Below are 13,457 nucleotides of genomic sequence, written 5' to 3' on the forward strand. Positions count from 1 at the left end.
GCCGCGTAGGAGCCTGCCCCCACCTCAACGCGGGAATCGCCGACCCGCGCGATTAGCCGCCCCTCAACCACGTAGACTAGCTCGTCCTCGCGCGAGTGAATGTGCATCGGAGGCTCCTCCCCAGCTCGCACCGTCCACAAGACAGCGCCATATTCGCCTCCGGACTGGCTGCTCTCCACTTTAATCTCGATGCTCGAGCCTCCGCTCGTGGTCACCTTCTCGCCACCGTGGGGCGGCGTTAGAACCGGCTTCTGGACTGACATTTGTAGCCTCCTGATTGTGCGCCGGATGAGCCCGGGACCTGTAAGCATGAAATTCGGCGCGGCGAATGGGAAATGACGTCACGCCATGAAGTCAATAACCGCGCGTTATCATGGCCGTTCGCCTTCCGCATCGGACTAGCGTGCACTCGAGGCCGACTGCTTTTGGCCCCTTGCTGACTCCAAGCGATGTCTGACCAGGGTCCGAAACGCACGCCAAAGCGGAAGTCCGCTGGGCTCTGAATTTATGAATTCACGCCCTGTTTCAGTCGCTGCAGCAAATCATCCGCCTGCCGCAGATCAGCGGATGTCTCGGCGGACGAGAATTTGGCCCGGGCTGATGCGAGCACCTCGCGTGCCTCGACGAGGCTGCGCCGGTTGTTGGCTCTCTCCATCAGGAGGCGCGCAAGGCTGATGGCGGTCCGGAGTTCCCAGCCGACGGCCTCCAACTTCTTCGCATAGGCCAGCGATCGCCTGAACTGGCGGATGGCGGCAGCATCGTCGCGATGCGGCTCAGTGCACAGCAGCGAACCGTGGATCCGGTAGATCTCCGGCGCCAGCCAGCGTTCGCCTGTCTGCTTGACCAGGGCTTCGGCGGAAGTCACCAGCGCAATTGCCCTGTCCTTCTGCCCGATCCGTCCGAACTCCGTGGCGAGCAGGGCCTTGTAGAGCGGAATCTGAATGCATCGATTCTCTGCCGGCAGTTTGCCGATCAGGGCGGACAGCTTCTCGAGCACGACCGGCGCCGGGCCGCGCGCGGCCAGCGCCGAGGTCGCCCATAGCGGACCGATGACCTGGTACATCGGATAACCGTAGTCCGCAGCGACCTTCATGCCATGCTCGACACAAGTCAGGTTGGCCGCGAGGTCGCCTTCATACCAGTGATCGCCGACGCCAAGGATGTGGGCCAGTGCGATCATGAAGGGATGGCCGATCTCGTTGGCGAGCCGCCTTGCAGTTTCGCAGCACTCCCTGGCCCGGTTGGGCCGGCCGAGCAGCCATTCGATGTGTCCGGAATAGACGAGCGCGACCACCAGCGGATCGTGCTGATAGGTTTGAACCAGCTTGCCATGGTCGCGGGGATTGTACCGCGCTTCAATCGCAGCAGCCAGTTCGCGCGCTTCCTTCAGACGGCCGGTGAAGAAATTGACGATCAGCGCCGCGGTGGAAGCCATCAGGATCGCCTCGCCGTCGCGCCATTCCTCGGCTCGCCGCAGAAAATCCTGCGAATGCTCGAGTACTTGGGTGAGTTCGCAATTGACCAGCTTGGCCACCGCAACACCCCAAAGGACGGCGGTCTTCTCGCGGATCGTACCATGGCTGCCGGAGAGCTTCAGCGCCCGATGATAGGGTTGGTAGACATTCGGATCGGACCAGCCCGCAATCGCCGTGTATGCCATTGCAAGGTTGGATTGCAGGGCGATTTCGGCCTCATAGCGGCGCGACGAAGCGGGCAGCTTCGACAGCAAAGAGAGACCCTCGCGCAGATGCGCCACCGCCTCCTTGGTGGCCGATCGGCTGAGCGCGGACTTGCCCGCCTGGAGCCAGGCGTCGATGGCCTCAGGAATGTTCTCTGCCTGCGCGTGGTGATAACCCAGAACGGCGGGGTCACTGCCCTCCCCGACATCGGCCCGCTGAAGCAGCCAGGCGGCTGCACGCGCATGCAGCTTGCGCCGATCCTCCTTCAGCAGTGAGGAATAGGCCGCCTCTTGAATCATCGCGTGCTTGAAGGCGAACAGCGTGCCTTCCTGTTCGTTGATGCGATACACGATCCCGGCCCGCTCCAGCGCCTCAAGTGCTGATATCACCGACTCGTCATGGTCCGGAAGCAGGCTGAAAATGCCCCGATAGTCGAACTGCCGCCCGAACACGGAGGCGATCTGGGCCACACGCTTGGCGGTGCCCAGCCGGTCAAGACGCTCCATCAGGGAATCATGGACACTTGCCGGCACCAGCGGCCCGGGCAACTTGCCGTGGTCGGTTGCGCTCTCGATCGCCCCGGAATCCACCACCGCGCGCGTGAACTCCTCGATGAAGAGCGGCACGCCGTCGGTCCTCTCGACAATCTGGTTCGTGATCCGCGGCAGGACATCGATGCCGGCAACGGCGGCCACCATCTGCTCGCATTCGGCCGCTGCCAGTTTTTGCAGAGTGATCCGCCTGATGGTCGGCCCCGATAGCCAGCCAGCCTCGTAGTCGTCGCGGTGCGTAATCAGATACAGGACGCGCTCGCGCGCGCAGCGAGCGACCACCCGTGAGAGGAGGTCGGCGCTCGTCGGATCGATCCACTGGACATCCTCGACGATGAACAGGACCGGCTTCCTTCGCGACGCCGCAACGAGAACCTCGGTTATCACCTGAAAGGCACGCGCACGCTCAGACGGTGAACCAAGATCGGCAGGCTCGTATGCTTCGCAAGCCGGTATCGACAGCAGTGACCCGTAATAGCGAAGCGCCTGCTCGACATCGAAACCGGCTCTCGTCAGCAGGTGACGCAACTTGGTCAGCGACAGCCTGGGGTCGTCGGTTTCGTGGATGCCCGTTGCGCGCTTCAATCGCTCGATTTCCGGCGCAAGCGGCGTATTGACGTGAAACGGCGAGCACTGGACCGAAAGAACATCGACCGCAGACCGGTCGAGCGAGCTTCGGAACTCGCGGACGAGGCGCGACTTGCCGATGCCGGGCTCGCCGGAGATGACGCCGACGCGCCCTGCGCCGCCGAGACTCTGCTCCCACAGTTCGGCCAGCAGCGCGCATTCATCGTATCGGTTGATCATCGGCGGCAGCGGCAAGGTTCGCGCACGGTCGAACCGGCTTTCGCCCGGCGAAACCGCGTTCACGCGCCACGCCTCGGCCGGCTCCTCGACGCCCTTCAGCCGGCGCCGGCCCAGCGGCTCGCAATCGAGCATGCCGCGGATCAGCTCGTAGGTCCCCGACCCGATGACCACCGTGTTCTCGCTGGCAAGAGCCTGAAGGCGGGCCGCGACATGCACTGAACTGCCGAACACCTCCCTCCGCTCGGAAGGCTCGCCGGGCACGCTGCCCACGACAACCGGCCCCGTATTGACCCCGATCCTCACCCGCAGCCGGAGGAAGCTGCCATCCGACATCTGGAATTCCTGCTCCTTGATGGCGGCCGTGATGGCGAGTGAGGCGCGCACCGCGCGTTCGGGATCGTTTTCGTGCGCCTGCGGTACGCCGAAATAGGCCAGCAGTCCGTCCCCAATCATTCTGGCGATGTGACCGCCATAGCGGCAAATCTGCTCGTTGCAGATATCGCGATAGGTTCGGATGACCGCGAAGAACTCCTCGGGATCGATGCGCTCGCTCAGAGGCGTCGAGCCGATCAGATCGACAAACACGACCGTGAGCTGTCGGCGTTCAGCGTGCAGGCCTGCCATCTCTACGTTTGGCAGCGCCGCAACCAGCCGAGGTCCATTAAATCGATCCGATGTCGCCTGCTCGCTCAAGGTCCAACCATGTTGAGCTTCCGCCGCACCTGCAGGGACGCGAGGTACACGGCAAGCCGCATCCGGTTGATGCTACCGAGAGGCCGATGCTGCTGCAAGCAATTCCACGGGCTGAACATCATGTGCTCGCCATCGAAAACACGATCCGGCGCCAGGAAATTCTGCCTGGGAATCCTGATCTGTCCGATCGACACGGTGCGGTCCCGGGGACGGGTCCACCACAGGGAAGCGTCTTCGACGTCTTGCGGTCTGGCAGCATAACACAGCCACACGGAGAAATCGAACACGATATCATCTCCAGGTGGCGCCGGTGCGAGGTCGCGCACCAGAGCGTCCTGAAGAAAGTTCTCCGATCTCGACTGAAAAAGGAAGCTCCACCACCACGGCGTAACATCGTTGTCGCGCCGCACGGGACTGACGCGATAGCGCACAACGTTGTCCTCACCCAACAGATAGGGTGACATGCTGTGATAGGTCGCCGTCAGGGGATTGTTGATCCTGACGAGGCCGGTGCGACCAAAGGTATAGAGCTGGCGAGGATTGCGAATGGCAAACACACTCCATTTCAGAAGCAGGTCAAACTTCTCGCGCCAGGTCCCATTCGGCGCCACGACGGCTTCCATGAGCTCGGAATAGTCGACCACATTCTTGCAGAAGAACACCGGGAAGCTGCTGAGCAAGAAATCGTGCTCGCCGGCGGGCGTTATGCGGGGCTCGAGGCCACGAAGCATGGTCTCGCCAGCGACGCCCTGAAGCTTGATGGACATGCCGCGGCCATCGGGCCCGCGGTCGCTTTTTGGTTTACCCTGTCCGTTGGAGAACCGGACGATGGTCGGATAGCGGGCACCCGGCCGAAACAGCGGTGTCGAGAACTCGGCCGGAAGATCATCGCGGACGACGAATTCGGCGCTGACGCAGCCATGGGCCTTGGCGTGCTGATCCCGCATCGCACAGACGGAAGGATCCGAGGCCTTCATCTCACAGTAGTTGGTGACGACCAAGTTTGCGGCGAGGCGCGCCATCTTTGCAATGAGAGTTGCCTCGCCCGGCACCGCGCGCTCGAATTTCGTGAGCGGCACCGGCCGGTCCTGCAGTTCCAGCGTCTTCGTGAGCTCCTTGTATCTTGCCGGCGTTGCCTCCGAGCTCCGTGCCGGCGCGGAAGCGGGTTGCACGGATTGGCGAGCCATCTGCAAGAATCGCTGGAAGTCGCGCAGCCCGCGGGACAGCCGAACGAAGAGTCTTTCCTGCCAAGATCGGGCGGGCGCAAGCGCGCTGCTCCGATGGCGACCAGACGTCCATCGTTGGATCACGCCCCGATTCATGCGACAACTCGGCCGGACGCCAGCAGGCCGAGCGCGGCCAGGCTCGGAACGAAGAAGTAGTCGCCGCCCCTGGTCGTCACGAAGCGCGGGATGTCAAAGCAGATGAACGGTCGTCGTCCGCTGGCCTCGTCACCCGGGATCATCATTTGCGCGCTTCGACGACCGCCGATCACTGGTCGATTGCCGGCGATCGGGTCTGTGTCGTTGCCCTGCTCGAAATCGTCGCCGAAATTCATCCATTTCTGCTGCACGAACTCGAACTGGTCGAAACCGGAATTGAGCGCAATGAAAATGATGCCGCGCGTTTCCTGGCTCTCCGGCTCCTCGCCACGTGGCAGGAATTTGCCGTACGCGATTCCGCGCCGGATCAACCGGTGTCGCGACATGGTCTTGCCGCCGAAGCCCAGCGCGTCGCGCGGATTGGCGCGCCGCACATGTGCACCAAGCGGACAGCGTGCGCCTGCGGGATCGCCGGCATAGCCGAATGTATTGCGACGGTCTTTGCCAGGCCTCTCAGGATAGTTGATCAAAGAAGATCCATCCTGCCATCGCCCCATCATCTTGGCAGCGAGGAAGTCCTGCGCAGTAATGTCAGGCGGCAAACCACCGGGAATAGCTCGGGCAAATGCGTCCGCCTGCTGTTCAAGATACCGGCGGAAACGAACGACATCCTGCTCCAGCTTGCGGAACACGAGATAGGTGCCATCGTGCGCGAGAAGGTGCGGCAGCGGCATGGGAGCCAGCTCACCACCGTCGCCCGGGTGGCCGAGAAGAAACTCTCCGAGCGGAATCTTGCGAAATCGCCCTTTGTCATCCGGATTGCCAACGTTCTCGCGGTCCTTGGAATCACGGTCAGGCACTCCCTCGACCGCGGGGTTGCTCAAGCCATCCTCGAAGCCGAAGTGCTCCTTGCGAGTCAGTTTGCCGTCGATCTGCAGCTGCCCCGCTGGTTGATCGGGCTTCAATTCTTGCATGCCGTTCGGCAGCAGATCCCTGAGCCGTTGACAGTGCGCCGCCAGCGCCGGCTCCGTCCGGCCGTAGATCGTGATCAGCATATGAACGCGATGCGTCCTCCACGGATCATCCCAGTGCTCCGGTGAACTTTCGTCGATGTCACCGAGCTCGTCCGCGCGATGTTTCATGCCCTCCTGAAATTCGGAAGGAAACGTGGCGAGACTTTCCGCAGGCACGCCAAGGGCGCGAAGGCCTTCAAAGGTGAAGGCGATGTTGAGGGTAGCGTCGGGCTTTGCGCGCCACAGCGCCGGCGTGACCGCTTCCATATCGAGCAGCCGCCGGATGAACGCTTTGGCATCGTCCGCGTTGTCGATTGCGAAGAACAAGAACTGCGCATGCGGAAACGAGGCGTAACCGCGAAGAATATTGCCTTGAATATTGGTCAGGTTGAGCATCGCGAGACCCCTGCTCTGATCGTTGCGTACTCACAAATCGCCCGGTAGCGGCCTCTGGTTTTGGAGGCTTTGCCACATCTCCCTGAAGTCTCGTCGGAGCACGTCGGGAGACGGCGGGTTTGCTTGAATCTGCTTGATGAAATCACCGAGACGGCGTCGGCACAGCAGCGCCGTGAGAATCTCGTTGACGCTCGCCTCGGGCTGGTCTGCCAGAAACAGCGTAGTCTTGAGTTGGCATCGCTCGAAATATGCGGAGAGCTGATCGCGCCGACGGGTGCCCGGAAAGCTGAGGCAGTGCCCCCAAATGGTCCCCACTTCGTCCGGGATGTTGCTGACCATGGCCTGCACCAGCGGATCGACGCTTTCGCCGTCAAATTCACACATGAACGCCAGATAGTCCGACTTGAGCTTATCGAACTTCGCCGGCGTGCCCTGATAGGCCAGGCGGTCGACAACGAACAATCGGGCCATGTGGACGATCGGCACGTGGCTGAAAGGCGAGCCGCGCGGATATTTGTGCGTGTCATCCAGCGTGCGCAGAAACGCACGCAAATCGTCCGATCGATTGGTTGCGATCGGAAACAGGCCTGTGAAGCCGTACTTCTCACCGTTTTGATTCGCCACGTCGCGAACTCCGTTCGACCGGCCTGCTATGTTGGTCCAAACGTACCGAGCTTGTTCTGCACGCTGATCAGCATGCGATCGAACTCGGCCGCAAAGCGTTCGGGCGACAGCCCGTTCGAATTTTGAAAAAGCTTCTCGACTTCGTTGCGCAAATCGAGTGCCGCGCGCACATCGCGCACGGAGGCGCCCGGATAGGCGCTATAGGAATGGTCCGACTCGATCTGGTTGCGCTGGATATAGGCCTTGAGCGGTCCGACCGGACGGGCGAAGGGATATCCTACGCTCCAGAACCAGACAAGGTCGAGCGGCTTGTAGAGCACGTCGGCAAAGGCCTCGATGTAAGGTCCCCAGGGACCGTTGAACGTGCTCAGAAAGAACAGATAATCGTAGTGCAAAGCTTCCGCCGGCTGACCGTCGCTCACCTTCGGAAAGTTATCGCGCTTGACGATGACCCAGTGAACAAAGGGCAGAAACGCCAGCTCTTTCGCCGTGACCTGGGTCGATTTGAACCGATCGAAGATACACAGCAGCGCCCAGACGATCCAGGTGCCGAAGCGCGTCATCGGCGTTATCACGTTGAAAGTAACGGCCTTGCCCGATCCGTATTGATTACGTGCGCGATCAGCCATGCAACTTCTCGCCAAAAATAACGTCTCACCAGAAATAAGGTGAACTCGGCGAGACACGCAGGCTCGGGCTCACCTGTAGAATAATACCGTAGCCAACAGTACAACGTCAGGTAATAACGTTACTACTATTATCGAAAGTGGCTGGTCCGTCCAGTGTAATGAACGCTTTCGTGCACAAACGATCTTCGCACATCCGGCATGGCTTGCGAATGCCGGCCAGCATCAAAGGTCTGTCATTCGGCGTGACCATCGATGTGATCGCACGGGTCAGCGACAGCACTCCAAAAACCTCGATTTCGCAGGTTTTTAAGGCCGATGCGTGCCAATTCGGGACGATCGCGGGGTTTTAGGCCCGCCTAGGTTGTGGTATTCGGAAGCTTTGGAATTAGTCCGGTTTGGTGTCGAATGATGGACCTCGCCCCCCGGAGTGCCGCAAGCGCCATGCGCATCGGTGTGCAACCTATTGCAGTCACCGCGGTGGGGCTTTTCCTGGTCCTGTTCGGGATCGGCGCCATCGCGCTGTACCGCGTCACTACCGGCACGTCGCCGGAGTCCGATCGGGTCGTGGCCAGCCGCCAATTGCAGGCCCGCGCCGCGCAGGTATCCGAACAGCTCGTCGAGAAGACCAAGGGGTTGGAGGTGACCCAGCAGGAGTCGATCGACCAGCTCCAGATGGTGCAGGACCAGTTGCAGACCGTGCGCCGGATGCTTGCCTCCCAGCAGGCCGAAACCAAGAAGCTGTCCGAGCAGGTAACGGCGCTGACTGAGGCGGTCGAGGGCCTGAGGCAATCCTTCGCCAGCGCCCAGGCCAATGAGCCTGCCGCCGAGCCCGTCCGCAAACGATCACGGCCGAACGCGGTCCGGAGCGGGCGCAAGCGCGGCAGCTGAGCCGTTCGAAATCGGTGCAAACCTCCCCGACCGCCAGCGCGGGGGCTCCCCGTTGCCGAATCTTGATAGAGATTTTTTCGCTGAGAATGTGAACTAGTTCACATTCGGGAACCTAATTCCGAGTCAAGGTGCCAGCCACCGGATGGCGTGAGCCGATTTCAATGTCCGGGGCTGGCAAGGTCGTTGACGGTATACTGCGTCAACGGCCTTGTTCTTTAGATTGCCCCGCTTCGGCCGCGGGCGCCCCTTTTCACCGACTGCTGCGCGTCCTCCCGTAGCTCGTCCCGCAACGCGATCGGCTCCTTCGACGGCCTTGCCGGATAGCAGGACCACCACCGTCTTGCCCTGACCTTCAAGGGCCCTGATCTTTTCGAAGATGCGGGGATCGACGCTCGCCTGCTCGCTCGCGAAGCTGGACGAGCGTTCCGGTCGTGAAGCTGACCTCGATGTCGGTGACACCTGGCAGCCGCTGTATCGCGTTCTCGATCTTGAGCGCGCAAGCCGCGCAATCCATGCCCTCGACACGCAGCTTGTAGGAATTTCCGCTCACCACAACGTCACCTCGACGAGTTCGATGTAGCTCAGCAGCATGATCAATCCATGCCGCCGCAGCACGGTCGCTGACTGCGGATCATTCTTGAGCTAGCCGAGGCGATCGCGATTGCGATGCGGCTTGCCCAATTGCCGTTCGACTTCCCAGAACATCAAGACAAAGGCGACGCCCAAGCTGACGATGATGCCAAGAAAGACGAAGGTGAAGGCGGCGGTGGTGAGCGTGTTCAGCATGTCGAAATCACTGCAATCGACGTACCAGCCCCTATGCAGAAGTGATGCGGCCTCGATGCGGAAAACACCGAGGCCCATCCATCATTCCGATAATTCGCTGCAGCGCCTCGCGTTCGCCGCAGCATCGGTTGAGGTCAGTCGCAGACGTCGACGGCCCGGATGCGCCAGCCATAGGGCGTCAGCACACGCTGCCGGACGACGTAGCAGCCGCCGTAGCCATAATCGTCGTAGTAGCCGTAATAGGGATCGCCGTAGTCGTAATAGCCATACGGCCACTCGCCATAGAGGCCGTAGCCGAGGCCAACGCCGATCGCCGTGGCGGCGAACGGAAATCCCCGATGAAAACGCCTGAAGCCAGGACGGAACCCGAAGCCCGGACGGTAAAAACCGCCACGAAATGCGGCCGAACGGAAGCCGCCGGCGCCGATCGCGGCTGGACGGAAGCCGCCTCCCCTAAACGCCGCACCACGGAAGCCGCCAAAACCACCGCCCCGGAAGCCGCCAAAACCGCCGCCCCGGAAACCACCGAAGCCGCCACCGTGGAAGCCACCGCCAAAGCCGCCACCACGAAAACCGCCGCCGCCAAACCCGTTGCGCGCGGACGCGGTATCCATCGTCAGAATTCCAAGCGAGGCTACCGCCACCAAGGCAACCATCGTTTTACGCAACATCGCCGTTCCTCCATCGCGGCCTGCCAATACCGGCGCGGCCTGCGCCAGCCATCGCAAGCACCGCCCACACTCTAGAGCGAGTTCCGGTAATGCGCCTTGACGATGCGCTCACTTCTGCGCGACCGGCAGCTCGGCACCCGATGTCGCTCCCGCTTGCGGGACAGGGTCGGGGTGACGGCTTTCTCCACGACGGGCCCCTTCGCGTGGAGAGAGCCCTCGCCCGGCGCCTCTCTCGCAAGCGGAAGAGGTGACGATTCAGCCTGATCGGATCACGTCTAGCAGCCTCTGCAGATACCCTTGATCTTGCGATCGAGCGGCGCGTCTTCGGCGTCGATCGCATGATCCTCACTAGTTCTCTCCCGGCCGGCCGCAGAGCCGGTCGTGGTGCCCGGGCCAGAGGAGGATTGCGCGGTGCGGGCGCTGTCGGTCCCTCTCGGCGGGTTGGCCAGGCCGGTGGTGCTATTGGTGTTACCGGGGTTGATGGCCGAACCTGACGGCGCACCACCAATGCCGGTGGTCCCGGTGGCGCTACCGGTCCCGGTGGAAGCTCCGCCCGCAGCGCTTCCCGCGCCTGCTCCACCGGCACCGCCTCCCCCTCCGCCGCCTTGGGCAAGCGACATCGCAGGTGCAGCGAAAACAGCGAAAGCGGTGATGAAGATCGCAAGCGATTTCCTGGTCATGAGCTTCTCCCTTATTTTGCACTGCTAACGACAGGCGAAGCCGGCTGTTCCGTCCCGGAACCAAACGCTCCGGGAGCCATTGGCCATTACGCAGTGCAAGGTGCAAGGATGCGCAAACTGATCGCCTTCGACGAGGATACGTTCGACAAGCTCAAGCAGCTCGCGCGCGACAGGATGGCGACGCTTCAGGAATTGGCCGATGAAGCGTTCGCGGACCTGCTCAAGAAGCACGGCATTCCGATCGATCTGCGCGACGCGTTACGCAAGAGCGCCGCGGAGTCGAAGACAGATACCGCCAGGTCGACAAGGCCGAAGTCAAGCAAAGGACGTCACGCATGACGACGGACCCGGACCCGTTTGAGCAGGGGCAGCAAGCAGCGCGCGAAAGCATTCCAGCCGAGGCCAATCCCTATCCCGAGGGGGGGCGAGCAACATGCGCTGTGGGCTGCGGGCCACGAGCAGGTGGCCTCCGCGACGGAGGCAAACGAATCCGAGGATACGTGACGACGGGTCGGGCGTTCAACCGATCTTGCGGAGGCCCTTTTTGAAACGCGGCCCGTTGAGCTGATAGAACTTCGCAGCACTTCCCATCTTCGCGACCTGCGTCGGATCCAATGTCCGGATCACGCGCGCGGGCGAGCCGATAATCAGCGAGTGCGGCGGAAACTCCTTGCCCTCGGTGATGACCGAGCCCGCGCCGACGATGCTCTCGCGGCCGATCCGCGCGCCGTTCATAACCGTTGATCCCATGCCGACCAACGCGCCGTCTTCCAGCGTGCAGCCGTGCAGGATCACGTTGTGGCCGACGGTGACGTTCTTGCCGATCACGAGCGGGAAGCCGAGATCGGTATGGCAGGTGGAATTGTCCTGCACATTGGAGCCTTCTCCTACCTCGATCCACTCATTGTCGCCGCGCAACACCGCGCCGAACCACACGCTCGCCCCGCTCTTCAGGCGCACCTTGCCGATCACGGTAGCGGTTTCCGCGATGAAGTAGTTGCCGTCGGCCGGCAGATCGGGCCCCTGCCCGTCCAGTTCATAGATCGCCATGGATGTCTCCTCTTTCGAAGGCGACATTGGCACAGCGGTCAAAGACTTTTCAAGCGAGCGACTACCGAGATTACCGTCGGGAACAGCGGCGAAAGAAGCGCTCAAACGAGCACGCCGGCGGCGCGCAGCGTCATCAGGAAGAAGGTGCCGGACATCAGGCTCCAGAAGCCGGCGATGATGGTTGCCATCATCACGAATTCGAAGCGGCGGCGCTCGATCTTCGCGCCGCGCAGCGTATTGCGCATGATGATGAAGGGCGCGGCGAACACCAGGAACGGCACCGCGGCGAACGTCGTCGGCACTGCGCCTTCCTGCAACAGGCCGAAGCCGGCCGGCCGCTGCGCCATCGCCTGATAGCCGCTGGTGAGTGCACCGGCGAGCGCAAAGCCGATGGAGAGGGCGAAGAACGAATTCAGCGCTTCGGGCGACATGGCACACTTCCGCTACTCAACAGACCGCGCGCTTCATTTGGCAAAATTGCCGCTCCGCCGCTACATCATCCTTAAGAAAGGGTTAACATGCACGCGGCGCCGCGGTGTTTGCGCATGGCTCGCCGCTTGCCGGATTCGCTGAAATCATACGGAAGTCTGCCGCCGCGTGGCATATTCGCGGGATGATTCGGCATTACGCGAACCCATCCATTCTCGCTCGATGACATTGCTCTCGACGGCCCAGCACCTTGCGCGCGACACGCGCAGAAATCCGCGCGCCCATATCGTCCCGGTTCTGATCGCAGCCGCCCTCGCCTGCGGCGCGATCGCGTTGGTCACTTACCTGTTGTGGCCGACCTGGACCACCGTGCCCTTGAGCGATCCGTCGCGGCTGCCGGTCAGCGTCGGCGGCACGCTGTTCAACGTGCCGACCGCGGCGGTGCGCATGAAGATCCAGCGTCACTCGGGCGCGCAGGAGCGCGTCGATCTCAGCTTTTCCTATCCCTCGCTTGAACCTCCGGCGCCGCAGAAGCATGTCAGCGCCGAAACGGTGGAGGACAAAGTGCAGCCGATCGATCGCATCTTCGTCTCGATCGCGACGCATCGTGATCAACTCGCCCCCGACATCCGCCTGCGCACGATCTATCCGCGCTATCTCGATCAGGCGGCAAGCAGCGACGACGGCCTGACGATGCGCGCGTTCCGCGACGGCTCGCCCTATGGCGGCGAGGATTTGTTCACGGCGACGTCGCCCTCCTTCAGCGCCCGCTGCACGCGCGACGCGCCGACGCCCGGCATGTGCCTGAGCGAGCGCCGCATCGACGGCGCCGACTTCACCTTCCGCTTTCCGCGAAGCTGGCTCTCACAGTGGCGCGACATCGCCGGCGCCATGGACCGCCTGACGACGCAATTGCGCGGCCCGAAGGGGTAGTAGTGATTTCGTAGCAACCATTAGATCGATAGGTTGTGGGCAATTGGATTGTCCGACGGCCGTTGAGCATGACGCCGTGCTCGCGGCCGTCAAGGCGTGGCCTGGCGGCAGCGTGGCGAGGGGAGAGATTGAGGCAACGGCCATCCTTGACGGCCACTGCGCGCGCCGTCGTGGAGACGGCAGGTCGGGACGAAGAAACGGTGCTCCGGTCGAACAAAGAAACTGGGTCAGGCAAGAGATGGGATCGCGGCTGCGGCCGCCGCCGGGGGCTTGTCGTGCCACGGCGTGCCGCGCGCCACGACGGTG

16 protein-coding genes are annotated in these 13,457 nt (G+C 62.3%); 4 read left to right on the forward strand and 12 right to left on the reverse strand.

Features of this window, described 5'->3' with window-relative positions; all coding sequences use genetic code 11:
* The 6 genes from J6497_RS39185 to J6497_RS39210 form a co-directional block, all read right to left on the reverse strand.
* On the reverse strand, window positions 1-263 hold a 263-nt coding region (locus J6497_RS39185), incomplete at its 3' end, for a cupin domain-containing protein (protein ID WP_225709506.1).
* A 242-nt stretch (window positions 264-505) separates the two neighbouring features.
* Window positions 506-3,661, reverse strand: a complete 3,156-nt coding sequence (locus J6497_RS39190) for an AAA family ATPase (RefSeq protein ID WP_225709507.1) — start codon at window positions 3,659-3,661, stop codon at window positions 506-508.
* 65 nt (window positions 3,662-3,726) lie between these two features.
* On the reverse strand, window positions 3,727-4,917 hold the full coding sequence (locus J6497_RS39195; RefSeq protein ID WP_225709508.1) for a catalase family protein: 1,191 nt from the start codon (window positions 4,915-4,917) through the stop codon (window positions 3,727-3,729).
* Between the two features lie 131 nt (window positions 4,918-5,048).
* On the reverse strand, window positions 5,049-6,461 hold the full coding sequence (locus J6497_RS39200) for a Dyp-type peroxidase (RefSeq protein ID WP_225709509.1): 1,413 nt from the start codon (window positions 6,459-6,461) through the stop codon (window positions 5,049-5,051).
* A 30-nt stretch (window positions 6,462-6,491) separates the two neighbouring features.
* Window positions 6,492-7,013: a hypothetical protein gene (locus J6497_RS39205; RefSeq protein ID WP_225709510.1), complete on the reverse strand. Its 522-nt coding sequence runs from the start codon at window positions 7,011-7,013 to the stop codon at window positions 6,492-6,494.
* A 98-nt stretch (window positions 7,014-7,111) separates the two neighbouring features.
* Complete coding sequence (locus tag J6497_RS39210; protein WP_225709511.1) at window positions 7,112-7,714, reverse strand: hypothetical protein; 603 nt, start codon at window positions 7,712-7,714, stop codon at window positions 7,112-7,114.
* 209 nt (window positions 7,715-7,923) lie between these two features.
* Here J6497_RS39210 and J6497_RS39215 point away from each other — a divergent pair, with 209 nt between their 5' ends.
* Window positions 7,924-8,064, forward strand: coding sequence for a hypothetical protein (locus J6497_RS39215; protein ID WP_225709512.1), 141 nt, complete (start codon window positions 7,924-7,926; stop codon window positions 8,062-8,064).
* 55 nt (window positions 8,065-8,119) lie between these two features.
* Window positions 8,120-8,602, forward strand: a complete 483-nt coding sequence (locus J6497_RS39220) for a hypothetical protein (protein ID WP_225709513.1) — start codon at window positions 8,120-8,122, stop codon at window positions 8,600-8,602.
* A gap of 352 nt (window positions 8,603-8,954) precedes the next feature.
* Here J6497_RS39220 and J6497_RS41825 read toward each other — a convergent pair whose 3' ends face one another.
* The 4 genes from J6497_RS41825 to J6497_RS39240 all read right to left on the reverse strand — a co-directional run bounded on the left by J6497_RS41825 (window position 8,955) and on the right by J6497_RS39240 (window position 10,739).
* Window positions 8,955-9,152 (reverse strand): heavy-metal-associated domain-containing protein, encoded by a 198-nt coding sequence (locus J6497_RS41825; protein WP_312010454.1) that lies wholly within the window; start codon window positions 9,150-9,152, stop codon window positions 8,955-8,957.
* Between the two features lie 92 nt (window positions 9,153-9,244).
* Entirely contained in the window at window positions 9,245-9,466 is a 222-nt protein-coding gene (locus J6497_RS39230) for a hypothetical protein (protein ID WP_225709514.1), read from the reverse strand.
* Between the two features lie 56 nt (window positions 9,467-9,522).
* Window positions 9,523-10,059 carry a hypothetical protein gene (locus tag J6497_RS39235; protein ID WP_225709515.1) on the reverse strand — a complete coding sequence of 179 codons (537 nt, stop codon included), beginning with the start codon at window positions 10,057-10,059 and terminating at the stop codon, window positions 9,523-9,525.
* 275 nt (window positions 10,060-10,334) lie between these two features.
* The gene (locus tag J6497_RS39240; protein WP_225709516.1) at window positions 10,335-10,739 is read right to left on the reverse strand and encodes a hypothetical protein; all 405 of its coding nucleotides are present in this window, start codon (window positions 10,737-10,739) and stop codon (window positions 10,335-10,337) included.
* Window positions 10,740-10,847: 108 nt separating this feature from the next.
* On the opposite strand from J6497_RS39240, the gene J6497_RS39245 reads away from it, so the two are divergent.
* Window positions 10,848-11,078, forward strand: coding sequence for a hypothetical protein (locus tag J6497_RS39245; RefSeq protein ID WP_225709517.1), 231 nt, complete (start codon window positions 10,848-10,850; stop codon window positions 11,076-11,078).
* A 180-nt stretch (window positions 11,079-11,258) separates the two neighbouring features.
* Here the strand turns inward: J6497_RS39245 and J6497_RS39250 are convergent, their stop codons facing one another.
* The gene (locus J6497_RS39250) at window positions 11,259-11,789 is read right to left on the reverse strand and encodes a gamma carbonic anhydrase family protein (RefSeq protein ID WP_225709518.1); all 531 of its coding nucleotides are present in this window, start codon (window positions 11,787-11,789) and stop codon (window positions 11,259-11,261) included.
* Between the two features lie 101 nt (window positions 11,790-11,890).
* On the reverse strand, window positions 11,891-12,220 hold the full coding sequence (locus J6497_RS39255; RefSeq protein ID WP_225709519.1) for a DUF6949 family protein: 330 nt from the start codon (window positions 12,218-12,220) through the stop codon (window positions 11,891-11,893).
* Between the two features lie 220 nt (window positions 12,221-12,440).
* Here J6497_RS39255 and J6497_RS39260 point away from each other — a divergent pair, with 220 nt between their 5' ends.
* Window positions 12,441-13,151 (forward strand): hypothetical protein, encoded by a 711-nt coding sequence (locus J6497_RS39260; RefSeq protein WP_225709520.1) that lies wholly within the window; start codon window positions 12,441-12,443, stop codon window positions 13,149-13,151.
* The last annotated feature ends 306 nt before the right edge of the window (window positions 13,152-13,457 follow it).

The organism is Bradyrhizobium cenepequi, assembly GCF_020329485.1.
Taxonomy (GTDB): domain Bacteria; phylum Pseudomonadota; class Alphaproteobacteria; order Rhizobiales; family Xanthobacteraceae; genus Bradyrhizobium; species Bradyrhizobium cenepequi.

Coding starts and splice junctions, on each gene's coding strand:
- J6497_RS39255 (WP_225709519.1), bottom strand. CDS start 12,220: ATGTCGCCCGAAGCGCTGAATTCGTTCTTCGCCCTCTCCATCGGCTTT.
- J6497_RS39250 (WP_225709518.1), bottom strand. CDS start 11,789: ATGGCGATCTATGAACTGGACGGGCAGGGGCCCGATCTGCCGGCCGAC.
- J6497_RS39220 (WP_225709513.1), top strand. CDS start 8,120: ATGATGGACCTCGCCCCCCGGAGTGCCGCAAGCGCCATGCGCATCGGT.
- J6497_RS39215 (WP_225709512.1), top strand. CDS start 7,924: ATGCCGGCCAGCATCAAAGGTCTGTCATTCGGCGTGACCATCGATGTG.
- J6497_RS39245 (WP_225709517.1), top strand. CDS start 10,848: ATGCGCAAACTGATCGCCTTCGACGAGGATACGTTCGACAAGCTCAAG.
- J6497_RS39235 (WP_225709515.1), bottom strand. CDS start 10,059: ATGTTGCGTAAAACGATGGTTGCCTTGGTGGCGGTAGCCTCGCTTGGA.
- J6497_RS39210 (WP_225709511.1), bottom strand. CDS start 7,714: ATGGCTGATCGCGCACGTAATCAATACGGATCGGGCAAGGCCGTTACT.
- J6497_RS39230 (WP_225709514.1), bottom strand. CDS start 9,466: ATGGGCCTCGGTGTTTTCCGCATCGAGGCCGCATCACTTCTGCATAGG.
- J6497_RS39200 (WP_225709509.1), bottom strand. CDS start 6,461: ATGCTCAACCTGACCAATATTCAAGGCAATATTCTTCGCGGTTACGCC.
- J6497_RS39195 (WP_225709508.1), bottom strand. CDS start 4,917: ATGGCTCGCCAATCCGTGCAACCCGCTTCCGCGCCGGCACGGAGCTCG.
- J6497_RS39260 (WP_225709520.1), top strand. CDS start 12,441: ATGACATTGCTCTCGACGGCCCAGCACCTTGCGCGCGACACGCGCAGA.
- J6497_RS39240 (WP_225709516.1), bottom strand. CDS start 10,739: ATGACCAGGAAATCGCTTGCGATCTTCATCACCGCTTTCGCTGTTTTC.
- J6497_RS39190 (WP_225709507.1), bottom strand. CDS start 3,661: ATGGCAGGCCTGCACGCTGAACGCCGACAGCTCACGGTCGTGTTTGTC.